This is a genomic window from Mesorhizobium sp. NPDC059025 (assembly GCF_042739655.1).
Classification (GTDB): Bacteria; Pseudomonadota; Alphaproteobacteria; order Rhizobiales; family Rhizobiaceae; genus Mesorhizobium.
The window spans coordinates 1-22,996 of sequence record NZ_JBHYIM010000018.1 but is presented as its reverse complement, the minus strand read 5'-3'; the positions used below and the strand labels follow the sequence as shown (position 1 = coordinate 22,996).

The following is a 22,996-nucleotide window of genomic DNA, read 5'->3' as shown; positions in this document are numbered from 1 at the left end:
GATTAAGTCATGACGCTTATCCATTCGATGTCGGCGCCGAACCACTTCGAGAACACGGCCAGTTCAGGCTCCGATGTCCCGCCCTTGTTGGCGCCTTTCACGATGCCGACCGCCTCCACGGACCAGCCGTCCTGTCCTTGCGGCGTCTTCGAAGCCTGCTCGGCGAAAACGATCTCCACCGCGCGCCGCGTCTGCGCATCAAGCGCCAGCACAAGGCGGGCGCCCTTGCGGATGAAGATAGGCATCCTGTCGAGGGGGACGTCGTGGATGCGCCAGGTCGACCCGTCGACATAGGTGCCGGAAAGCACATCGAACCAGCTTCCTTCGGGCAGGTAGACCGCCCGCGTATTGCCGTAGAAGGCGACCGGCGCGACCAGTATGTCGTCGCCCAGCATGTATTGCTGATCCCAATCGTTGATCGCCGACCAGTCCACCTGCGGAAAGGACAACGGCATCATGCGCAGCAGTGGCAGGCCGCCGCTTGCGGCCACGTGCCCATGACGTTGGAACACCGGCAGCAAGGAAAGATGCAGGCGCGCGTAGTCGTCATACACCGCGACGGATGTGGCATCCATGTCCCACGGCTCGCGGCAACCCAGTCCGTGCAGCATCATCAGCGGCGTGAAGCAGGAGAACTGCGCCCATCGCGCAAAGACCTGCGTGGTCGGCGTGCCGAAGTAGCCGCCGAGATCACTGCCGACGAACGACCAGCCTGCGAAAGCGGCACTTTGCGCGGCGCGGACCGCCGAGGGCAGGCCGGTCTTGGGGCAGAAGTCGGAGGTCTGGTCGCCGCTCCAGATCGGGGCGCGAACGCGCGGCGAGCCCGAGCGGCTGATGATGGCCGGAGTTCTCCCGTCGAAAGCAGCGATTGTCGCCTCGAGGTAATAGCGGACGAAGGCATTGTGAGCCTGTCCGCCCGTTTCCCCGGAATGCAGCAGTGCGTGTTCGGGAAGCTGCTCGCCGAAATCCGCCTTGAAGCCCTTGATGCCGCGCTCGAGCAGTTTCCGCAAATTATTCGACCACCAGGCGCTGGCCTCCGCATTGGAGAAGTCGATCAAGGCGGCGACGATGTTGGGATTGGCGCCGGGCCTGCGGGTGATGGCTGAGCCTTCCGCGTCCCTGATCGTGTAGCCCTTTGTGCTGGCATAGGTGAACGATTTCGTGCCGACGACCACCCAGGGACACAGCCATAGGTAAATATCCGTGCCATCCGCGGCCATGCGGGTGACCATGTCCCAGGCGTCGGGATACTTCGCGGTGTCGAATTCGAAGGAATGGACCTCGCTTGCCCAGTAGGCATCGATCAGCTTGACCGCCATTGGCAGGGAGAGGTTGCGGTAGCCCGCAATGTCGGCCTCCACGGTCCTGGCATTCTCAATGCGCCAGTCTCCGGCCTTCCACAGGCCGAAGAAGGAATCCTCCGGCAGTATCGGCGGGCCGATGCGTTCGATCAGTGCCAGATAGAGCTGGTCCAGGGTGCCGAGATCGATCTCGAGCTCGAGTCGGTTTCCCTCGATCTGAATGCGCAGGACGTTCGGGTCGAACGGAGCCGCGACATGGAATATCGCAGCCGCCTCGCCAGGCAGATAGACGGCGTAGCCGAGCGAGGTGGCAATCCAGGGTGACGGCAGGTAGGTGCCGTTGCCGAGGCCGAAATTCTCGAGATAGTACCGCACCGACTGGCCGCGCAGGTTCAGCGTCTCGAAGCGTTCGCCACCGCCGAAAGCCTGGAATGCCTTTGGCACCGCGAAGACGATCTCCATCGCTTCGGCCTGCGGATGCGTTGCAACGATGTGTCGGCTGTCGCCTCGTCGCGTCGTCGATACGGAAAGTTCGCCGCTTTGTTCGAAGGCACCACTTGTCCACGATCCGCCGGCGGTACGCCAGCCGAGGCCGATCGGTCGGTATGCCGCGCCGGCCGGAAAGTTTGCTCTGCCCATCGTCTCAGACATGGTCGACCTGCACGCCAAGCTGGCGACCGAGATGTAGCACCGCGTTGGCCCAGCGCCCGTACACGGCGGTGACGTGGTGTTCGTAGCCTTCATCGATGAAGTGGCGGATCAGGGTTTCTGAATCGGCCCTGTCTGGCCTGAAGAAACCGGCAGCACGATTGGCTTGCGATTGCTGGGCCAGCATCTCGCCCTCGCTGACGAAGATGCGCAACTGCCCGTCGGCACGCAGCGACAGGCGCATCAAGGTCATTGGTCCGGCTTTCAGCGGAAAGGTCTCCTGCTTTAGCACGGGGTCGAGCGAACGTGGCCCATCGGCCAGGCGCGGGCTTACGCCATAGTGCCAGAGCACCAGCCTGTCGTTGTGACGATCGATGCCGGAGATGTCCGTCAGGAAGGGCAGGGAGGCTTCGTCGAATGCGCGGGCGACCAGGGCCGTGACGGCGCCCATGACATCCCCTTCCGGCGCAAGCGGTACAGAGCGATCGGACAACTCGCCAAGCGCTCCCCAGGTCCCCTTGAAGTTCTCGGCATAGAGGATCTCTGGCCAGTCGCGGATCGCGATGGCATCGGCCTTGACCTTGTCCAGTCCCGCCGCAAGCCGCGCATAGGTGCGGCCGAGCGTGGCGCGTCCCACCTCGTCATCACCGCCGTCGAAACTCGCCTCCGCCCAGCGCTTGCTGGCCACGGCCTCGGCCTCAGGCTCGGCCTTGCAGCCGTCGAGGAATTTGACCAGCGTCATCTGCTCGATCGTCACGTCCAGATGCCGGCGGATCGTCCACGGATCGACAGCCAGGTTGGTGAACCAGTCGGCATGCGCTCCGACAAGGGCGATGCGGGCGCCGCGAATGCGCCCGTGCGCACGGGACGCTGCGGTGAAGGCGGTCAGGTCCTTGGCCAGTTCGGCATCGTCGGGATTGCCGAGCAAAAGCGTGAAACCGCGCCCGAACCGCGTCAGGGTCGAAGCCCAGAGCTGCACGCCGCACAGCGAGTTGGTGATGATCTGGTCCGTCTCCTCCAGCGCCCACAGGGCGATAGGCAGGCGACGCTCACCGAGATGCGAAAGTGCTTCATGCAGCAATTCCGCAGTCGCGAAGGTGGAGAGCTGAATGATGAGTGCGTCCAGGTTATCGAGGTCAAATTGCTCGAATGCTTCGCTGCAGCTTGCGCGGTCACGCGCCAGTTTCGATGCAATGGCGAACTGGCCGGCCAGCCGCTCCGAGCCGAGAAGCGCCGAGGTGTGCGTTATCAATTCGGTTGCCGCGGCTTCCGAAAACAGCGGCGAGGCGACAAAGACAACACCGACACGCCCGGTGGCCTGCGGGTTCTGGGTCAACATTCAGGCGATCTCCTCCAGCGTGGCATGTTGACCGGTCTTGTCGTCCAGTGCACCGCCACGTACGAAACAGTAGGCCGCATAGTGCAGCGCCGCCTTAGGGTCGTTGCCGATCAAGGGTTCGATGAACGAGAGCTCCAGGCGCTCCGGCGAATAGCCGCCAAGCAGGCTCTGGTTCAGCCCGTCAGCGATCGCCGTGCGATCGACCTCCGGCATCAGCGAGGGCCAGCCGCTGACGACGACCTTGGGGACGGAATGCAGGTTGAGCGCGTTGCCGAGGGCCAGCCCGAGCAGGAACTGCCGCTCGCGGAGCGCTTCGCGGGCGGCTGGATCGACGCTCAGCGCCTCCATGAAACGGTCGCCCTTCGTCAGGATGTCCGCATCGCTCAAGCCGATGATCGGCGAAATGGCGCGCAGCGACGTGTAGGCCTCCAGGCAGCCCTTGTGGCCACAGCGGCACGGCAAACCATCGCGCTCGATCACCATGTGGCCGATCTCGAAAGCAGAGAATGCATCGACGGGTGCCGCGTCATTGACGATGACCCCGGCCACGCCATGTCCCGCGAACAGGAAGAGGTGGTCGCCCGAAATGCCATAGCCGGCCGGATGCGAATAGCGATGGAACGCAGCCTGGGCGATCACAGAATTGGTGAATGTCAGCGGCACGCCCGGCAGTGCCGCACCCAGGGATTGCGCAAGACGGTTCATATCCCAGGGATAGATCGGATTGCCGCCTTCGCGTCCGAAGCCGGGGATGGACATTGCCGCCTGGCGCAACGCGATGCCGCGCGCGCCGATCCACTCGCGGACATTCGCGGTGCCCTCGGCGAAGAGACGTTCGAATTCCTGCTGCGAAAGCTGCGGCGATGCCGGCACGCGTTCGACGTAATCCAGCGTCCCCTTCAGGTCTCCGACACCGAAGGAAAGCCGGCTGTTGGACAGTTCGATGCCAAGGACAGCAATATCTTTGCTTAGTGTAACGAAAGCGGTCGGTGCGCCTGCATTGCTGGTTTGCTGACGCTTCTCCTCGACGATGTTCTCCTTGCGCAGTTCGTTGAGGATTCTCGAGACGCTGGCTTCCGTGAGATTGGAATCTCGTGCGATTCCGGTTCGGAACGCGCCTTTCGATCGCAGAAGGCTCTCCAGAACGCTGGCTCGCGTTTCCCTTCGGCTGCGTGGAACAAATCGACCGGACATTCTGGGATCACATATTTACACAGTGTAATTATCCTGCTTTAAAAATGGCCGTTGTCAACGGGGAGCGAGAGAAGAAGTGACTGAGTTGACGCTGCGAGGTGTGCACAAGCGCTTCGGTACCGTTGACGCGGTAAAGGCGGTGGACCTGGATGTCACCGACGGCGAGTTCGTCGTGCTTGTCGGGCCGTCCGGCTGCGGCAAGAGCACGCTCCTGCGCATGATTGCAGGGCTGGAAGAGATCAGCGGTGGCGACATCATGCTCGACGGCCGCAGCCTCAACGCCGTCGCGCCGCGTGACCGCGACATGGCGATGGTCTTCCAGGACTACGCGCTCTATCCGCACATGACGGTCGCTGAGAATCTCGGGTTCTCGCTCAAGATGCGCGATCTGCCTGCCGATCAGATCGACGACAAGGTGCGTGACGTCGCGCAGATGCTTGAACTGGAACCTTATCTCGGCCGCAAGCCGCGTGCGCTCTCCGGCGGCCAGCGCCAGCGCGTGGCGCTTGGCCGTGCGCTGATCCGTGACCCCAAGGTCTTTTTGTTCGACGAGCCTCTGTCCAACCTCGATGCCAAGCTGCGCGTCGGCATGCGTATGGAAATCCGCAAGCTTCAGGCGGCACTCGGCACCACGAGCATCTACGTGACCCATGACCAGACCGAAGCGATGACCATGGCCGACCGGATCGTCGTGTTGCGGCTCGGCGAGGTCCAGCAGATCGGCTCGCCAAACGAGATTTATCAGCATCCCGTGAACAGCTTCGTGGCAACCTTCATCGGTTCACCGCCCATGACTCTTGTGCCGGCAACCATCGACATCGGCACGGGCGGCGCGGTGCTGGATTTCGGCGAAGGCCATCGGTTGCCGTTGCGGCCGGGCCGGGCTGAAGCAGCACGCCGCGCTGGCATCGACCGGATCGATGTCGGCTTGCGCGCCGAACATGTCAGCCTCGCAGGGGACGCCGCGGATGCCGGCACCTTTGTTTCCGACGTCGTCCTGGTCGAGGACCATGGCGCCGACTCCATGGCGGTGGTTCGGCTGGGCGGACGCGAGGTCATGGCACGCGTGCGCCCGGGCAGCGTCCGCGTCGGCGAAACGTCACGTCGCTTCACCGTCGATCTCAACGCGATCCATCTTTTCCATCCCGAGACGGGCATGCGTCTTGTCTAGAGGCCGGCCATGAAATGCTCCGTCTTCTGTGTCGGACTTGCGCTCCAGGACACCATCCTCACCCTGGACCGCATCCCCGATCATGCGGTGAAAGTGTACGCGAAGCGGCGGCACGAAGTGGGCGGCGGCCCCGCCGCGACGGCGGCGGTGACGGTGGCCCGGCTCGGCGGGCATGCGTTGATCGCGGCGCGGACAGGCGAGGACAATACCGCAGCCACGATGCGCCGGGAATTCGAGGCCGTGGGTGTCGATACGACCTGGTTGCGGGCGTTCCCGGGCGTGCAATCCTCCGGCGCTGTCGTGCTGGTGGATTCGCGCGGCGAACGGCTCATCGTGGCCTATACGGACCCCGAATTACCCTCTGCGGCGGACTGGCTCGAACCGAAAAGCTGGGGCGATGCGGTGCTGTGCGACCTGACCTGGCCTGAAGGCGCACTGCGATGCCTGCACGCCGCCCGGGCCGCCGGCATTCCTTCGCTGCTCGATGCCGACATCTCGCGTCACGCATCCGGCACCGTCGCCGCGATCGTGGGAGCTGCCGACCACGTCCTCTTTTCGCGCCCCGGCCTTGCCCAGTTCACGGGAACGGATTCGATCGAAGAGGGGCTCAGGCGCGCGCGTCGCGCGTCACACACCCTCGTGGGCGTGACGGATGGCGCGGATGGATTCTTCTGGCTGGAGGATGGCAACCTCCGAAATGCGCTGCCGCCTCGTGTTGACGTCGTTGACACCACGGGCGCCGGTGATGCGTTCCACGGTGCGTTTGCACTGGCGCTGGCGAAGGGCCGTCCTGTTGTGGATGCGATCGCCTTTTCCAACACGGTTGCCGCGCTGAAATGCACCCGTCCCGACGGCCGCGCCGGCCTTCCCGATCCGGTTGAGCTTCGCAACTTCGCCCCCGGACTCGACCTTGACTGGCTAGTGGCCAGGGCGTGATCCGGTCCCTGGCGGCCTAGAAAGTCGGCGGCGTACAGGTCCACAGGATGCTGGCGGGTTCGTCGCCGGTGTTGCGGTAGGAATGCGGCACATGCGAACGGAAGCAGAAGGCATCGCCTGCCTGCAGGCTGTGCACGACGCCGTCGAGGTTCAGCTCGATCCTGCCGCGCAGCACATAGCCGGTCTCTTCACCTTCATGGGTGATGGCCTCTCCGCTTTTGCCGCCGACATCGATGTGGTGGATCGTGCTCTGCAGGAGATGGCCGCCCTTGTAGGGAATGATGCGCTCGAACGAGACGCCGGCACCATCACCCGGCCGGTTGTCGAGCGTCACCACCGGCCGTTCACCGGCGCGGAAGACGGGCGTGTCTTCCGGCTCGGTCTCGTCGAACAGCCAGCTGATGTTGGTCTCCAGCACCCGCACCAGCCGATGGATCAATGGCAGCGAAGGCAGCGCCTTGCCGTTCTCGGCCTTGGAGAGCAGGCTCTCCGAACAACGGCTGCGGCGGGCAAGCTCCTTCAGCGTCAGGCCCTTGGTCTGACGTGCAAGTTTGAGCTTGATGCCGACCCGGCGCCGGGCGTCGGACAGGTTCTCGATTTCCTGGTCGAGCACCGACCCTGCCGCATCCATCATGTATCGGACCTCCCTGGTCCGTTGACTCGATCGTTACCGGTTCAGTGCGCCATGCCGCCGTCGACCATCATCGATTTGGCGGTAATGTAGCGCGCCTCCTCGGAGGCGAGAAACACATAAATCGGCGAAACTTCCGCCGGCGTTCCCTGCCTTCCGAGCGGCACGATGCGGCGGACGATCTCTCCGTGTGGTTCGACGCCACCCATATAATCAATAGCCGGCGTGTTGAAGGGGGTGTCGATCCAGCCCGGCAGGACCGAATTCACGCGGATGTTGGCCGGGGCCAGTTCCTGCGCGAGCGTGGTGGTGAAGGCGATCACCGCGCCCTTGGCCGCGGCATAGGCAGTCATGCCCGGCGCGCCACGCAGGCCGGCGAGTGAAGATGTGGTGATGAAGCTGCCGCCGCCGGCGCGCTTGATGGCCGGGGCGCCATATTTGGCAGCGAAGAAGGTGCCGCGCGCGTTGACGTTGAAGATCGCATCCCAGGTCGTGGCTTCGACGTCGTCGATGGCGCCGGTGCGCATCAGCCCGGCCAGGAAGACCAGCGTGTCGAGGCCGCCGAGTTCGCGCTCGGCATAGTCGACGGTGTTACGCACCGAGTCCTCGTCGCGCACGTCGCAGGCCACGCTGTGGGCGGTTGCGCCGTGCGAGCGGGCAAGTGCGGCCGCTTCCGCCGCCGCCGGCTCGTTGAGGTCGGCCACGACGACGGCGGCGCCATTGCGGGCGAAATCCTCCACGCAGGCGCGCCCGATGCCGGTTGCGGCGCCGATCAGCAAAGCCCTCTTGCCAGCTAGTCTCATCTGTTGGTTCTCCTCATTGTGTGAAGGGCGATCACGCCTGTGCGGCTGTGCCGATTGCGGTTTTTGGCCAGGAATTGACGAGCGCGGCCCAATAGAGCGCGCCATAGGGGATCAGCGCGTCATTGAAGTCGAAGCCCGGATTGTGCAGCGGCGTGCGGTTGCCGTTGCCGATCCAGGCATAACAACCCATCTTGGCGTCAAGCATGAAGGCGAAGTCTTCCGACGCCATGCTCGGCTCGAACTCGGTGATCACCGACTGCTCGCCCCAGGTCTCGGCTGCAATGACCGCGGCTGCGGCCGCCACACCAGGGTCGTTGATGGTGGCTGGATATTTCGGCGTGAAGGCGAGCACTGCCTTCACATCATGCGCGATGGCGATGCCGTTGACGATCTGCTCCAGCCGCTGTTGCACCGTTGCCCGTGCCTGCTCGGAGAAGGCCCGCACAGTGCCGTGCAGCACGACTTCCCCCGGCAACGTGTTGAGTGAATTGCCGCCATGGATCTGCGTCAGCGACACCACGACCGGTTGCATGGCATCCACGGCACGGCTGGTGATGCTCTGCAGGCTGCTGATCAAGGTGCCCGCCGCGACGATGGCATCCGTGCCGAGATGCGGCAGTGCCGCATGGACGCCCGATGCCTTGATGGAGACGGTGAAAAGGTCCATCGCCGCCATCATCGGCCCGGGCCTGACCGCAACGGTGCCGAGCGGCAGCCCCGGCCAGTTGTGCAGCCCGAAAATGGCATCGACCGGGAAGCGGTCGAACAGCCCTTCCTCGACCATCCTGCGGCCGCCGCCTTCGGCTTCCTCGGCTGGCTGGAAGATGAAACGCACGCTGCCGGCGAGGCGGTGACGGGACAGATAGTCGGCTGCTGCAAGCAGCATGGTCATATGCCCGTCATGGCCGCAGGCGTGGCTCACACCATGGTGACGCGAGCGATAGGTGAGCTTGCTTTCCTCAAGGATCGGCAATGCGTCCATGTCGGCGCGCAAGCCGAGTGCCGGCCCGGGCTCATCGCCTTCCAGCGTCGCGACAAGACCGGTTCCTGCAAGACCCGTCTCCACCGCGAGCCCCATTTCGGCGAGGCGTTCCGCGATATAGGCAGCAGTCTTGTGTTCCTGGAAGGCCACTTCCGGGAACTGGTGCAGATGCTGGCGCCATCCGGCATAGATTGCCTGGCGGTCGCGGAAAAAAGCCTCTGCCGATCCCATGCGCCGACTTCCATTCTGGTTTTCGATGAGGGTCACGCAGGCGTTCCAGTCGATGCGCTTGCTGGCTCTGACGGCGGCAGGCTGTCGGCGCGCAGATGGCAGGCGCTGGTATTCACGCCGACGTTGGCCCCGCGCACCGGATCATCGATGGCGCAGCGGTCGAACGCGAACGGACAACGCGTGCGGAAGCTGCAGCCCCGCGGGATGTCGATCGGGTCCGGCGGCTCGCCTTCCAGCAGATAGGTTTCCATCCGGTATGGCTTGTGTTCGACGGTCGGCACGGCGCTGAGCAGCGCCCGTGTGTAGGGATGCGCCGAACGCTCGAACATGGTTTCGTTGTCGGCCAGTTCGACGATGCGGCCGAGATACATCACCGCGACGCGGGCGCAGACCCGCCGCACCATGGCGAGATCGTGCGAGATGTAGACGTAGGTGATGCCGCGCCGGGCCTGCAGCGTTTCGAACAGGTCGAGCAGCTTTGCCTGTTCGACCTGGTCGAGCGCCGACAGCGTCTCGTCGAGGATCAGCAGTTCAGGTTCCAGCACCAGCGCGCGGGCGATGTTGACCCGCTGCCGCTGGCCGGCGCTCAGCCCGACCGGCAATTGATCGTACAGCGTTTCGGGCAGGCCGACCTCGGCCATCACCGCCTTGACCTTGGCCTCGATCCCGCTGCGGCTGCCGAGCCGGTGGATCAACAGCGGTTCGGCAATCGTGCGGCCGATCGAACAATGCGCAGCGATGGCGTTGTATGGATCCTGCAGCAGCAACTGAAAGCGTCGTCGCAGCGCCAGCAGGTTGGTGCCGCGCAATGTGGCGATGTCCTGGCCTTCGAACAGGATCTGGCCGCTGTTCGGCGCTTCGAGGCAGCTCAGCAACCGCGACAGCGTGGACTTGCCGCAGCCCGATTCCCCGATGATGCCGAAGTTCTCGCCGCGCCGGACGGTGAAGGAGACGCCACGGACCGCCTTGACCTTGCGATGGGCGAAGATCGCTTTGCGGTCGCGGACTTCGTAGGTCTTTTCGACATCGCGGACGTCGAGCACGACATCGGCGGAAGATGGCCTGGGGATTGTCGCGCCGATCGACCAGAGCTTCGGCACCTTGGCGATCAGCTCCCGCGAGTAGGCATGCTGGGGCTTCCGCAGCAGGTCGGAAACCGGGCTGTGTTCGACGATGCGGCCGCGGTCGAGCACGATCAGGTCGTCGGCGATCTCGGAAACAATGCCGAGCGACGACGAGATGAACACCACCGCCGTGTCGAAGTCCTTCTGCAGGTCGCGCAGCAGGCGCAGGATCTGTGCGGCCACCGTGACGTCCAGCGGCTGTGTGATGTTGTCGGCGATCAGCAGCCTGGGGTTGGAGACCAGCGCATCGACGATCAAGGCGCGCTGCATCATGCCGCCGCTGAACTGAAACGGATATTCGTCGAAGCGCTGGGTCGGCGAAGGAATGCGCACGGCATCCAGCGTGTCGATCACGCGCTTGCGTGCCGCCTCGCGCGAAAGCTGCGGTGAGACGGTGCGCAGCTTTTCCAGGATCTGGTGGCCGACCGGTACGGTGGGATCGAGCGCGCTGGTTGGATTGGCGCCGATATAGGCGATCTCGCGGCCGCGCAGCCGCGCCATCTCGGCCTCCGGCAAGGTCAGAAGATCGCGCCCGCCATAGCGGACGGTGCCACTGGTGACCTTGAGCGGCTGCCGTACCCAGTTGACAAGCGCCCGCGACAGGATGGTCTTGCCGGAACCGCTTTCGCCGATGATGCCCAGCACCGAGCGGGCGTTCACCGTCAGGTCGATATCCGACAGCAGTTGCCGTTCGCCTGCGGGTCCGTCGATGGCGACCGAGAGGCCGCGTACCGTCATCAGTGGTTCGGAGGTTGCGGCAGGCAGCGTTATGATCTTGCCCATCATGCGCCTCCCTGCAGGATCTGGTTGCGCGCACGTTCCAGCACGCCGCCCATCAGGTTCAGGCTGCTGAGTGCCAGGGCGAGCAGCACGCCGGGCACGATGGTGATCCACCAGGCGTTGAGCAGATATTGCGTGCCCGACGAGATGATGGTGCCGAAGGTCGGGGTCGGCGGCTGGATGCCGATGCCGATGAAGCCGAAGATCGCTTCGAAGATCATCATGCGCGCGACGTCCAGCACCGCCACGAAGGCGATTGGCGGCAGGATGTTCGGCGCGATGTGAAGCACCATGATGCGCAGGTCGCTGGCACCGAGGATCTTGGCAGCGCGCACATATTCCTTCTGCCGTTCCGACAGCGTCACGCCACGTGACACGCGGGCATAGACCGGCCAGCTTGCCAGGATCAGCACGGCGATCACCGATGCGGGTGAGGGGCGTGACATACCGAGGATGGTGATCGCCAGGATGACCACCGGGATCGACATCTGCACGTCGGTCAGCCGCATCAGGATCACGTCGACCCAGCCCCCGCGATAGCCGGCATAGATGCCGATGGCGCAGCCGATGACGAACATGCCGACGACGCTGACCACGCCGATGGCGAAGGCGTTGCGCAGCCCGATCAGCGATCGCAGCAGGAGATCGCGTCCGAGCTGGTCGGTGCCGAGGAAATGCGGCAGCTTGCCGCCTTCCATGAAGATCGGCGGCAGGAACTTGTCGGTCACGTTCATTTTGGTCGCCGAGGCGTCGATGATGAAGGGGCCGAGCACGGTGAGCAGCGCCAGCGCCAGGAACACCGAGGCTGCCACGCGCATCTCTGTATAGCTCCAGGCACGGCGCAGGATACGGGCGGCGACGCTGCGGCTCCTGGCTGGTTGGCTGGCTTTCGGCAAGGTAGCCTGTGCGGTCGAACTGTTCATCTGCCGGCCTCAGAACTTCAAGCGACGGTCGATGGTCGTCGAGGCGAAGTCGACGAGCATGTTGATGGCGACGAGCACGCCGCTGGCCAGGATCGCGACGGCCTGGATGATCGGGAAGTCGCGCTGGAAGACGGCGTTGATCGTCAGCATGCCGAGTCCCGGGTAGCTGAAGATGTATTCGACGACGAACAACCCGCCGAGCAGCATGCCGATCATCTGGGCGCCGAACAGGTTGAGCAGCGGCACGGCGGCGTTGCGCAGGACGTGCCTGGCGATCATCGCGCGGCGCGACAGGCCTCGCACCAGGCCGACATCGAAATAGGTCTCGCCGAGATTGGCCGCGACGGAGACGGAGATGGCGCGGATCAGCACCGGCGACAGCTCGATGGCGAGCACCATCGCCGGGATGATCGTGTAGGCGAAACCCTTGTAGCCGATCGCCGGCAGCAGGCCGGTCTTGGCCGACAGCAGGAAGATCAGCACCACGCCGACCCAGATGTTGGGCAGCGATACCAGGAAGGAACTGACATAGAGGCCGAGCCGGTCCGGCCAGCTTCCGCTGCGCAGGCCGGCGGCAAGCCCGATCGGCACCGAGACCAGCAAGGTGAAGGCGATGCCGAGCGCGGCAAGCTGCAGGCTGTAGGGCAGGGCAGTGCCGATGAGCTCGGCGACCGAGGCCCGGCTCTCCGGATCGAAGCCTGCGCTATCCTGCGACCCTCCGGTGCTGCCGCCCTGGACGCCGCGGATGAACGACCGCCCGAGGTCGCCACTCGCGACCTGCGTCACGAAGCGGCCGAACTGGACCAGGATCGGATCGCGCAGCCCAAGGTTCCTGGCTGTTTCCTCGAGCACGCTGGCCGGGGTCATCGGCCCGAGGATGATGCGGATCGGATCGCCCGGAACGATACGCAGCAGCGTGAAGATCACGAAGGCGACGAGAAGCACGATGACCAGACCCTGGCCGATGCGGCGCAGGAAGAATTCGAACGCGAATGCCATGACCTCTTTCTCAGACAGCAAGCGCAGGCGATAGCCGGATCGACCGCCGCCGCGCGGCGCGTGATCCAGAGATCATGCGCGAGACAAAGTGATGTGCGGCACCAGCGGTGCCGCACGCGTCTGCCAGGTTCAGGCGAGTGTCGCCTTGCTGAGATCGATCGGGCCGTTCGGGTAGAAATAGACGCCCTGCAGGTTCTTAGACATCGCCCGCAGGAACACCGACGAGAACAGCGAGACGCTCGGCACCTTGGCGGCGATGAGCGGCAGGGTTTCCGTCTGCAGGATCTTCAACCGCTCGTCGGTCGAGGCGGCATTGCGCTCCTTGTCGAGGGCCGCATCGATCTCGGGATCGGAGATGCCGTTGATCAGCGCGAATTTCGACAGGTAGTTCGGGCGCAGCACCAGGTCCGGTTCTGGCGAGCCGGTGATCCAGCCGACATCGACGATGTGGCCGGGGCCTTGGCCGTCGGCGCGGCGATAGAGCTGTTCTTCCCAGGCAGCAGGTTCCAGCGTCGTCAGCTTCACCGGGAAGCCCTGTTCCTGCAGCATGGCCGTGATCAGTTCGCCATATTCGCGGGTCTTCGGATAGAAGCCCACCGAGGTGATGTATTCGATCTCCGGCAGGCCCTGGCCCTTCGGGAACCCGGCCTCGGCAAGAAGCTTCTGGCTGAGTTCAGGGTCGAACTTCGGATAGGTGGCAACGTCGGTGTAGCCGAACTTCACCGGCGATATGTGGCAGTTGGACGCCTGTCCCGCGTCACCGACCACGGCGAGGACCTGTTCGCGGTCGATGGCATGAACGGCAGCCAGGCGCACGCGAACATCGTCGAAGGGCGGCTTGTTGCAGCGGAAGTGCAGATATTTGTTTTCGCTGGAGAGGCCGCGCTGCGTGGTGATGCTGGCCTCCTTGGACAGTGAAGCAAACTGCTCGGGTTCCAGGCGCTCGGTCAGGTGATACTGGCCGTTCAGCAGGCCAAGCACGCGCGTATTGGCGTCGGGCACATAGTTCCACAATATGGTCTCGATCTGCGGCTTGCCGTCATGGAACTTGTCGAACGCCTTGAAGATGATCTGGTCGCCCTTGGTTGCCTCGTAGCGGAACGGACCGGTGCCGTTCGGTCGCTGCTTGAGCACATCTGGAGTGGCGACATCCTTGGCCGACAGGATCGGCAGGAAGGCCGAGACATACCAGAAGTTGAGCGCCGGATAGCCGAACTTCTCGGTCTTCAGGCGCACTGTGTAGTCGTCGACGATCTCGACTTCGACCTGCCCCGGATACCAGGCCGATGCCGGCCGGCTCGGCTGCGAGGCGTATTCGTAGGTCGCCTTGACGTCTTCGGCCTTGAACTCCTTGCCGTCATGGAAAGTGACGCCCTGGCGCAGCTTGTACTCCAGGGTGAAAGGATCGATCACTTTCCATTCGACCGCGAGGTCGGGAAGGATCTCGCCCGGATTTTCGGGCGTCATCGGGCATTTGGTCAGATGGCCGAACAGAAAGCCTTCGGCAGTGATCTGCGGTGCAACCGTATGGGAGCTCGGGTCCCAGCTGCTGGTGACGGTACCGGCGGCCGCGAAGGACAATGTCTTGCCGTCCTGAGCGAAAGCGCGGCCCAGTTTGCCCGTCGGTCCGATGATGAGTGAGCCTGCGCCGAGCGCGGTCGCGCCGGCCAGGAACATACGCCTGGTCGTTTTCATATCTCCCCCCATTTGTGCAAAGTCGAAAACTTAGCACGTGAAGGATTCAACTATGGTGAGTGATTGTCAAGTGACTTGAATGAAGAGTCATGAGTCTTGAATTCATGCACTTCGGGGGAGCCGCGATTCCAGCGGGGATCGCGTTTCGATAGGGCAGATCGCAGTGTCGGCGACATGGCGGAAGGGCCAGCCGCGTTCATCGATCTGTTGCGGGATTTCGCAGACTTGGCCCTATGGGCATTATCGAAGAACTAGTTCTTCGGCAGGCCGACCTCGACCATCGTTTGCACGATGCCCACACTCGCCTCGACAAAGGCCGGGCTGGCATTGCGCTCGGGCGGCAGCACGTTGAGCGCAGTCGAATTCGGGCGCAGCGCCATCCCCTTGGCTAAGGCGATCTTTGCCTCTTCGGGGCGGCCGGCGCGTTGAAGCGCTGCCGCCAGCAGCAGATAGGGTCGTCCCGACGCAGGCGTGATGGCGATGGACTTCTTGATCCATTCCACGGCCTCGTCATTGCGGCCGAGCATGAGATGAGCCCAGCCGATACCGATCTTCCAGGTCCAGCGGGAGACGGCGGGGGTGTCGAAGACATCTGCCTGTTGGAACGTTGCAAGCGCATCCTCGGTGCGGCCGAGCTGAAGCTGCGTCAGGCCAAGCTGGTAGAGCGCACCGCCGTTCCATGGGTCGAGGTTCAATACGCGCGCGCAGGCGACCAGGCTTTCGACGAAGTTGTTGGTCGCGGTCAGGAACCGGCAATAGGCTTCCAGGCCGGGCAGGTAGCGCGGCTTGGCCTGCAGCGCGCGCTCCAGCAGCGATCGCGCTCTCGATTCCGCGGCGGTCATTTCAGCGGGACTGTACCAGACCATCTGGATGCCGCGCGTCTGCAGCGCCGCAAGCGTCACCTGCAGATCGACATTGTCGGGCTCACCGGTCAGGCCGTTCTCCAGCATCGCCTGAGCGGTGGCGAAGCGTTCGCGTGTCGTCTGGTTGATCGAAGCGAGGGCCTGTTCGACGACGACCTTGGCATTGTCGGCGGGGGAGGTGAGCGTGGTTCCTCTGGTCTCGGGATAAAGCGACGCGTTGATGCGCAGTGCGAGCTCGTGCCCCAGCCCCGCGGCAATCCTCGTCTGCTGGATGGCCGGCTCCGTGTTCTCGGTGCTGACCGAAACCGAGGTCGTCCACTTCACCTCGCCGGTTGCAGTGTCGGTCAGGCGCGCTTCCAGCGTCCAGGCATTGGCGTGTCGCTCCAGTTCGCCGTTAACCAGGAAGTCAGCATCCGTCACGGCAGCAGACACGCCGGCCAGCAGCGCTGTCGCCGGCTTTGTGCGCGACGTCACCACCCGGATCGTGTCGATCCTGGCCAGGCCGTCGCTCAGGCGTTCGGTCACGTTTCCGGCCGTCGACATGAGTTGAGCATCGCCGCCGGCGGCGGTGATCGGCATCACCATCACCATGGGCGGCTTGGGTGAGAAGATCAGATTTGGCGCAATGGCTGGCGCCGCCACGGCGAAACCGATCACCGCGCAGAAACTGACGACGATGGCCGCCCAGCCGCGCAGGCCACGGAAGGGCTGACGCTGTGCCGCTGTCATTGCAGGCATCTGTGCAGATGGTACGGACTCGCTGGTGGTAGCGGTTTCTGGCTCGGCCTGCACATCGGGGCTGACCGGCAAACCCGACACTTCGGCATCGAACATGTAGCCGCGACCGGAAACGACCTTGATCAGGCTGCGGCCGTCGTCGCCGAGCGCGGTGCGGATCTCGCGGATGCATTGGAACAGGCTGTCTTCGCCGACATGCACATTCGGCCAGATCGCCTCCATCAGCTCCTGCTTGCTGACGACGCGGCCGGCATTGACCGCAAACAGGTAAAGCATGTCGAACGTCTTCGGCCGCAGCCTTATCGGGCTGCCGCCGGCATCACGCAACTCGGCGCGTCGTTGATCAAGCTCAAAGCCGGCGAACCGGAGCACGTGCTTCCCCTTTTCCACGGCTGCGCCGCGTATCGTTCAAATATCAGAAAATCTTCAGAAAGTCTTCGTCGCCGCTTCAGGACGTACCCGCACCTTCAATGAGATGAAAGCTCGGGATGCCGTTTCAGGGCAGGGCTTGTTGTGCGGGGAAGTTACTTTGAAATCAAGGATGTCGGAGGCGGCTTCAGCCGGCCGAAGCGGTCGTCTGCCGGCCTTCCTGCCGGATACCCCCCAGTTGCAGCGCTCGACTTTTTTCGGGTGTTTCTGCCTGGCGTGATGCGCCGGCCGCCCCTCTCCAATCCTACCGCCGATACCAAAGCATGCGGAGCATTTTCGTGATTTCTGGAAAGAAGAACCTGGCGCAGACCAACCGGCTTGCGCTGCCGTCCGCTGTCCGGCGTATGGCCTGGCTTGCCGCTTCAGTGGCTCCGCTGGCGCTTGTGGCGGCCACCGGCGTGCTGGCAGACGGAGCAGGCGGTTCTGCCGGCACGAACGCCCCGAATTTCAGCACGCCTGGTACGGGCGGCAATGCCGGCCAGTCGGGAAATGGCGTGGTGACCGGCACACGCGGAGGTGATGGCAGCAGCAGTGGCCCTATCGGTGGCGGCGGCGGCGGCGCTGATGCCGGCGGCGGCGGCGGCGGGGGGTATATTATCGGTCAAGGCGGCGGCGGTGGTGGCGCCGGTGGTGCGGGCACCTCCGCCGGGACCAGCAGTTCGATCTCCACCAGCGTCACAGGCGGTGTCGGCGGCAACGGCGGCAATGGTGCGGCGGAAACATCCGGTGGCGTGCGCAAGGGCGGTGGCGGTGGCGGCGGCGGCGGCGGCAGCGGTGTCTTCGTCGACGGGACGAATGCCGGTGTGACCGTGACGGTCAACGCCGGTGTCACAGTCGCGGGTGGAGCGGGTGGAACAGGTGGTGGTGCCCGCATTTCGACTGCCCTGGCGTCCAATCTCGTCTCATCGGATTACGGCGCCGGCGGTACGGGGGGCAATGGCGTTGCCGTGAGCAATCCCAATGGTGCGATCATCGTCAACAACGGCACCCTTCGGGGCGGTAATGGCGGGGCGGGTGGGTCCTGGGCGTTCAACGCCGGCGTCACTGGTGCGGGAGGCCAGGGCGGCTTTGGCGTGTATGGTGCCAACATTGCCCTCACGAACAACATCACTGGCCAGATCCTGGGCGGCATGAATGCCAGCAACAACGCCCAACGGCAGGCGATCTATCTCACCGGCGGCACCAACAGCGTTCATAACGAAGGTCTGATCTACGGTTCGATCGAACTGGCCGGCGGCACCACCACGATGTCCGGCACATACAGCAATGTGCTCAAGATCAATCCGGGCGCGACACTCAGCCTGGGATCCGACTCCGCAAACGGTTTCACGAGCCTCAACAACGCCGGCGGTACGATCAATATCGGCGAAGAAAACACGTTGTCCGCCGTAACGATCTTCAATAGCGGCCAGATCAACCTGGCCGCCAGGGCGGTGCTGTTCGGTACCGGAAACACGCTGAACAACAACAGCACCATCAATGTCGGCACCGACGGTGTCGTGATGGACAATGGCGACATCAACAACAACGTTTCCGGCATCATCAATTTCAACGGTCCTGGCGGTACGGCGAAGCTCTCTCCCGGTGTGGGCTACAGCGTCAACAACACTGGCGCGATCAATGTCGTGAGCGGCGACGTCGATGCGCAGATGAGCAACATAAACAACCAGGGTACCGGCTCGATATCGCTCACCGGCGGCAACATGTCCGGCGTGTCGACGCTCACAAATTCCGATACGGCGACGCTGAATGTTGCCGCCGGCCGCAAACTCAGCCTCGGAACGCTCACCTTCAACGGCGGCACCATCTCGGGCACCGGCACGATCGAGGCCGCGAACGGTTTCAACCTTTGGGGCGCAGGTACGATTGGAGCGACGCTGGCGGGCAACGCCGGCCTGGTCAAGACCGGACCTTCCGGCATGGTCATTCTCACGGGCAACAACACCTACACCGGCGGGACCACCGTCAGCGGCGGCGGCGGGCTGCAACTTGGCACCAGCGGCACTTCCGGCTCCATCCGCGGGGCGGTGACCGTAAACAGCGGCACATTCAACCTGACCAATGCCGACACGACGGCCATCACCGGCATCACGAACAAGGCCACCACGAATTTCTACAACGCCACCACCGCAGGCAGCACCACGATCACGAACACGGGCGAGCTCTATTTCTACGACACCAGCAGCGCCGCCAGCGCTAGGATCACCAACAACTTCTTTGTCGAGTTTCACGACGGCAGCAAGGCCGGCGCAAGCAACATCACCAACAACAACACGCTTCTGTTCTATCAGAACAGTCTGGCGGGAAGTGCCACCATCACCACCAACAACGGTGGTTTCCTGAACTTCGATAATTTCAGTTCCGCGGACACAGCGCACATCACCAATGGCGGCACGCTGGCCTTCTATGGCAACAGCTCGGCAGGCAATGCCGACATAACCAACAATCAGGATCTGACTTTTTATGAGGCCAGCCAGGCCGGTACAGCCAGGATCACGAACAACGGCAACCTGACATTCCGCTCCACCGCGACGGCGGGCAGTGCCAGGATCAGCAACAATTCCAGCGTCGTATTCCTCTTCAACAGCGACGCGGCCAATGCCGAGATCAGCAATGGCGGCACCGTCGATTTCTCCGGCTCGACCGGTGCCAGCGGGAACAAGAAGCTCAACGCGGGCTCCATCGCCGGCGGTGGCTCCTATCTGCTTGGCGACAACGAGTTGACCGTCGGTTCGAACAACCTGTCGACCGAAGTCAGCGGAACGATCAGTGGTACCGGCGGTTCGCTGGTCAAGACCGGCAACGGCACGCTGAAGCTCTCGGGCACCAGCAGCTATACCGGGTCGACGGCGGTTGCCGGCGGCACGCTGCAAGGCGGCGCGTCCAATGCGTTTTCGTCCATTGGCGCGTTCAGCGTCGTCGGTGGCGCGACCATCGATCTCGGCGGCTTCGACCAGGCGATCAGCGCGCTGACCGGTGACGGGATCGTCACCAACACCGGCATTTCCGACGCGACATTGTCGATCGGCGGCGTCAACGGTTCGAGCGTCTTTGGCGGAACGATCCTGGATGGCGGTGCGGGTTCCCTGGCCCTGAACAAGGTCGGCACCGGCACGCTGACGCTGACCGGTATCGGCAATCATCGCGGCGGCACGAAGGTCAATGCCGGCACGCTGCAGCTCGGCACCAGCGGTGTCGGCGGTGTTGCAGGCAAGATCACCGGGTCCGTCGATGTGGCCGCGAGCGGCACCTTCGACATCGTCAATGTCGATCCGAGCAGCGCCCTGTCCATAACCAGCAGTGGCACCACAAATTTCCGCAATACCACGAGCGCCGGTGGCAGCAGCAACAGCATCAGGATCAACGCCGGCACGCTGAATTTCTACGACAGTGCCACGGGCGGCTCCGCCGAGATCAACAACAGCAGCGGCGTCCTCAACTTCAGCGACAGCAGCAAGGCCGGAAACGCCGAGATCTTCAATCTGCAGATGGTCAATTTCACCGGCGACAGCTCGGCGGACCAGGCGCATATCCGCAACATGTCGGCCATGAACTTCAAGGACCGCAGCACCGCCGACGGGGCGCGGATCGAAAGCGACGGCATCACGACTTTTTCAGACACCAGCACCGCGGGCACGGCTGTCATCACGGCCCGGGGAACGGTGGAATTCAAAGGCAGCAGCACCGCGGCAAGCGCGGCCATCACCGTCAACTCTGGCGGCTCGGTCAAGTTCCGTGACGGCAGCAGCGGTGGCAACGCGCGTTTCGCCGTCGAGGATGGCGGCAGTTTCCATATCGGCGACCTGACCTCGGCCGGCACGACCGCCGGTTCGATCGAAGGCGCCGGCAGCTATTATCTGGGTTCCAAGAAACTGACCGTCGGCTCCAACGATCAGTCGACCGAGGTCAGCGGGACGATCAGCGACGGCCCCGCAGGCACCGGCGGCTCTCTGGCCAAGACCGGCGCAGGCACACTGACGCTGTCGGGCGACAACACCTATACCGGTGGCACATCGCTGCTGGGAGGTGTCGTACAGGCTTCGCGGGACACCAATCTGGGTGCTGCTTCCGGCTCCCTGACCTTCGATGGCGGCGCGCTGAAGCTGGGTGCGTCGTTCGATTTCGCCGCGACGCGCCAGATCGCTCTCAATGGTGGTGGCGGGACCATCGATACCGACACCTTCGACACCACCATTTCGCAAGGCATTACCGGCAGCGGTGGCCTGACCAAGGTTGGCGCGGGATCGCTGACACTCACCGGCACCAGCACCTATACAGGCACGACGACGGTGAGCGGCGGCAAGCTGCTGGTGAACGGCTCGATCGCTTCGTCGTCGGGCATCACCGTGGATGCCGGTGCCACGATCGGTGGCAATGGCACGCTGGGCAGCACGGTCGTCAACGGCACGCTTTCGGCCGGCAGCAGCCCGGGCAAGCTGACGGTCGCCGGCGACCTGACCCTGGGGGCTGGCTCGACCAGCCTGTTCGAACTCGGCGCTCCGGGCGTTGTCGGCGGTCCGTTGAACGACCTCGTCTATGTCACCGGCAATCTGACGCTTGGCGGAACCCTGCTGACGCCAGGGGCGGTATCCGGTTATTACCGGCTGTTCAATGTCGACGGTTCTGTTTCAGGCAGCTATTCCAGCCTGCCGGCGAGCGCCACCATCCAGACCGCGATCCCGCACCAGGTCAACCTGTTCATCCAGAATGGCGACCAGATCGTGCAGTTCTGGGACGGCACCGACGGCATCGGCAACGGCACCGTCGACGGCGGCGCCGGCATCTGGAGTGCAGCAGGAACCAACTGGACCGGCGCTCCGGGCGCGGCTGACTTCAACGATCAATGGCACGGTTCGGTGGCAGTGTTCACCGGCACCGGCGGAGTGGTGAAGGTCAGCGGCCCGGTCGGCTTCGAGGGCATCCAGTTTACCAGCGACGGCTACAAGATCGAGGGCGATGACCTGACGCTCACCGGAGACAGTGCCAACAACAGCTCGGCGAGCTTCGTCAACGTCAATGCCGGTGTCACGGCGGAGATCGCCTCGATCCTGACGGGCGCCGCCGGCATCGGTCTGGACAAGTTCGGCAGCGGCACGCTGATCCTTTCGACCGTCAACGACTATACCGGCGCCACCACGATCAAGGGCGGCACGCTGGCGCTGAATGGTCTCGGCAACATCGGCATGTCGAGCGTCGTGAATATCGAAAACGGCATATTGGATATTTCAGGGCGGTACATGCCGATCGCGGCGATCACCAGTCTTGCCGGAACGTCTTCCGGAACGGTCGAGTTGGGCAGCAAGGGATTGGTCATCACCAACGGTTCGACCGAGTTCGCCGGTACGATCAAAGGTAGCGGCGGATTGTCGATAGAGGCTGGCACGCAGACCTTGTCCGGCGTCAACACCTACACCAACGCCACCGAGATCTATGGCGGTGCCAAGCTGGCGCTGAAGGGCAGCGGGTCGATCGCCAGCTCTGCCTATGTCGGCTTCATATCCAACGGCACTCTCGACATTTCGCAGACGACCGCAGGTGCGCGCATTGCCGGCCTGTCGAGTGCGACGGGCGACGGCATCGTGGCGCTGGGTTCGAAAACCCTCACCATCACAAATGGCTCCCTGTTCGGCGGCTTGATCCGCGACGGCGGCATCGGCGGCGGCACCGGTGGCAGCGTGGTCATCGCCAACGGCGCGACGCAGATGTTCTCCGGCGCCAACCTGTACACCGGCGCGACGACGATCGAGCAGGGCGGCACCTTGCAGCTTTCGGGTGACGGCGGTGTCTTCTCCTCGAGCGGTGTCGTGGCTAACGGCGTCTTCGACATTTCCGCACAAAGCACCGGATCGGGGCCGGGCATCAAATCGCTGACCGGCAGCGGCGAGGTCTATCTCGGCGGCAGGAACCTCGGCATCGTCAATGCGAACGGCACCTTCTCCGGTGTTATCAGCGATTGCGGGACGACGGGCACCGATTGCTTCAACAATTCAACCGGCGGTTCGCTCACGCTGAGCGGCGGCACGCTGACCTTGACCGGTGTCAACACCTACACCGGCGGCACCACTGTTGGTTATTTCGGTGGCAACACCAAACTCATCGTGACGAACAACAGCACCGTCGGCACTGGGCGTGTGCTGTTGAACGATACCGGTGTGTTCCAGGCTGGAGCGGATGGCCTGACCTTCGCCAACCGTTTCGAAGTCGGCCCG

General features: G+C 63.8%; 14 protein-coding genes. 3 read left to right on the top strand and 11 right to left on the bottom strand.

Annotated features, from left to right (window positions below; genetic code table 11):
- Positions 1–2 precede the first annotated feature (2 nt).
- From ACFWYE_RS28325 to ACFWYE_RS28315, 3 genes are read right to left on the bottom strand one after another with little or no spacing between them, the layout of a single operon-like run.
- Positions 3–1,952, bottom strand: coding sequence for a TIM-barrel domain-containing protein (locus tag ACFWYE_RS28325; protein ID WP_379115409.1), 1,950 nt, complete (start codon positions 1,950–1,952; stop codon positions 3–5).
- Positions 1,945–3,288, bottom strand: coding sequence for a hypothetical protein (locus ACFWYE_RS28320; protein WP_379115408.1), 1,344 nt, complete (start codon positions 3,286–3,288; stop codon positions 1,945–1,947). Before ACFWYE_RS28320 ends, ACFWYE_RS28325 begins: the two co-directional genes overlap by 8 nt.
- Positions 3,289–4,482, bottom strand: coding sequence for an ROK family protein (locus tag ACFWYE_RS28315; protein ID WP_379115407.1), 1,194 nt, complete (start codon positions 4,480–4,482; stop codon positions 3,289–3,291). It lies immediately after the preceding gene.
- Positions 4,483–4,558: 76 nt separating this feature from the next.
- Between ACFWYE_RS28315 and ACFWYE_RS28310 the strand changes: the two genes are divergently transcribed.
- Together ACFWYE_RS28310 and ACFWYE_RS28305 are read left to right on the top strand one after the other, a co-directional pair.
- Positions 4,559–5,653, top strand: a complete 1,095-nt coding sequence (locus ACFWYE_RS28310) for an ABC transporter ATP-binding protein (RefSeq protein ID WP_379115406.1) — start codon at positions 4,559–4,561, stop codon at positions 5,651–5,653.
- 9 nt (positions 5,654–5,662) lie between these two features.
- A complete protein-coding gene (locus tag ACFWYE_RS28305; protein WP_379115405.1) occupies positions 5,663–6,589 on the top strand; it encodes a PfkB family carbohydrate kinase in 927 nt (308 codons plus the stop codon).
- Positions 6,590–6,605: 16 nt separating this feature from the next.
- Here ACFWYE_RS28305 and ACFWYE_RS28300 read toward each other — a convergent pair whose 3' ends face one another.
- The 8 genes from ACFWYE_RS28300 to ACFWYE_RS28265 form a co-directional block, all read right to left on the bottom strand.
- Positions 6,606–7,223 (bottom strand): cupin domain-containing protein, encoded by a 618-nt coding sequence (locus ACFWYE_RS28300; RefSeq protein ID WP_379062513.1) that lies wholly within the window; start codon positions 7,221–7,223, stop codon positions 6,606–6,608.
- A 41-nt stretch (positions 7,224–7,264) separates the two neighbouring features.
- On the bottom strand, positions 7,265–8,023 hold the full coding sequence (locus ACFWYE_RS28295; protein ID WP_379115404.1) for an SDR family NAD(P)-dependent oxidoreductase: 759 nt from the start codon (positions 8,021–8,023) through the stop codon (positions 7,265–7,267).
- A gap of 31 nt (positions 8,024–8,054) precedes the next feature.
- A complete protein-coding gene (locus tag ACFWYE_RS28290) occupies positions 8,055–9,272 on the bottom strand; it encodes a M20 aminoacylase family protein (protein ID WP_379115403.1) in 1,218 nt (405 codons plus the stop codon).
- A complete protein-coding gene (locus ACFWYE_RS28285; RefSeq protein WP_379115402.1) occupies positions 9,269–11,143 on the bottom strand; it encodes a dipeptide ABC transporter ATP-binding protein in 1,875 nt (624 codons plus the stop codon). The genes ACFWYE_RS28290 and ACFWYE_RS28285 overlap by 4 nt, the downstream gene beginning before the upstream one ends.
- On the bottom strand, positions 11,143–12,063 hold the full coding sequence (locus ACFWYE_RS28280; protein ID WP_379115401.1) for an ABC transporter permease: 921 nt from the start codon (positions 12,061–12,063) through the stop codon (positions 11,143–11,145). Before ACFWYE_RS28280 ends, ACFWYE_RS28285 begins: the two co-directional genes overlap by 1 nt.
- 9 nt (positions 12,064–12,072) lie before the next feature.
- Positions 12,073–13,062: an ABC transporter permease gene (locus tag ACFWYE_RS28275; RefSeq protein ID WP_379115400.1), complete on the bottom strand. Its 990-nt coding sequence runs from the start codon at positions 13,060–13,062 to the stop codon at positions 12,073–12,075.
- A 129-nt stretch (positions 13,063–13,191) separates the two neighbouring features.
- Complete coding sequence (locus ACFWYE_RS28270; protein WP_379115399.1) at positions 13,192–14,757, bottom strand: ABC transporter substrate-binding protein; 1,566 nt, start codon at positions 14,755–14,757, stop codon at positions 13,192–13,194.
- 251 nt (positions 14,758–15,008) lie between these two features.
- Entirely contained in the window at positions 15,009–16,730 is a 1,722-nt protein-coding gene (locus ACFWYE_RS28265; RefSeq protein WP_379115398.1) for a winged helix-turn-helix domain-containing protein, read from the bottom strand.
- Between the two features lie 335 nt (positions 16,731–17,065).
- Here ACFWYE_RS28265 and ACFWYE_RS28260 point away from each other — a divergent pair.
- A partial coding sequence (locus ACFWYE_RS28260) for an autotransporter-associated beta strand repeat-containing protein (protein ID WP_379115397.1) occupies positions 17,066–22,996 on the top strand: 5,931 nt, incomplete at its 3' end.

Coding starts and splice junctions, on each gene's coding strand:
- ACFWYE_RS28320 (WP_379115408.1), bottom strand. CDS start 3,288: ATGTTGACCCAGAACCCGCAGGCCACCGGGCGTGTCGGTGTTGTCTTT.
- ACFWYE_RS28305 (WP_379115405.1), top strand. CDS start 5,663: ATGAAATGCTCCGTCTTCTGTGTCGGACTTGCGCTCCAGGACACCATC.
- ACFWYE_RS28285 (WP_379115402.1), bottom strand. CDS start 11,143: ATGGGCAAGATCATAACGCTGCCTGCCGCAACCTCCGAACCACTGATG.
- ACFWYE_RS28325 (WP_379115409.1), bottom strand. CDS start 1,952: ATGTCTGAGACGATGGGCAGAGCAAACTTTCCGGCCGGCGCGGCATAC.
- ACFWYE_RS28315 (WP_379115407.1), bottom strand. CDS start 4,482: ATGTCCGGTCGATTTGTTCCACGCAGCCGAAGGGAAACGCGAGCCAGC.
- ACFWYE_RS28275 (WP_379115400.1), bottom strand. CDS start 13,062: ATGGCATTCGCGTTCGAATTCTTCCTGCGCCGCATCGGCCAGGGTCTG.
- ACFWYE_RS28295 (WP_379115404.1), bottom strand. CDS start 8,023: ATGAGACTAGCTGGCAAGAGGGCTTTGCTGATCGGCGCCGCAACCGGC.
- ACFWYE_RS28280 (WP_379115401.1), bottom strand. CDS start 12,063: ATGAACAGTTCGACCGCACAGGCTACCTTGCCGAAAGCCAGCCAACCA.
- ACFWYE_RS28300 (WP_379062513.1), bottom strand. CDS start 7,223: ATGATGGATGCGGCAGGGTCGGTGCTCGACCAGGAAATCGAGAACCTG.
- ACFWYE_RS28270 (WP_379115399.1), bottom strand. CDS start 14,757: ATGAAAACGACCAGGCGTATGTTCCTGGCCGGCGCGACCGCGCTCGGC.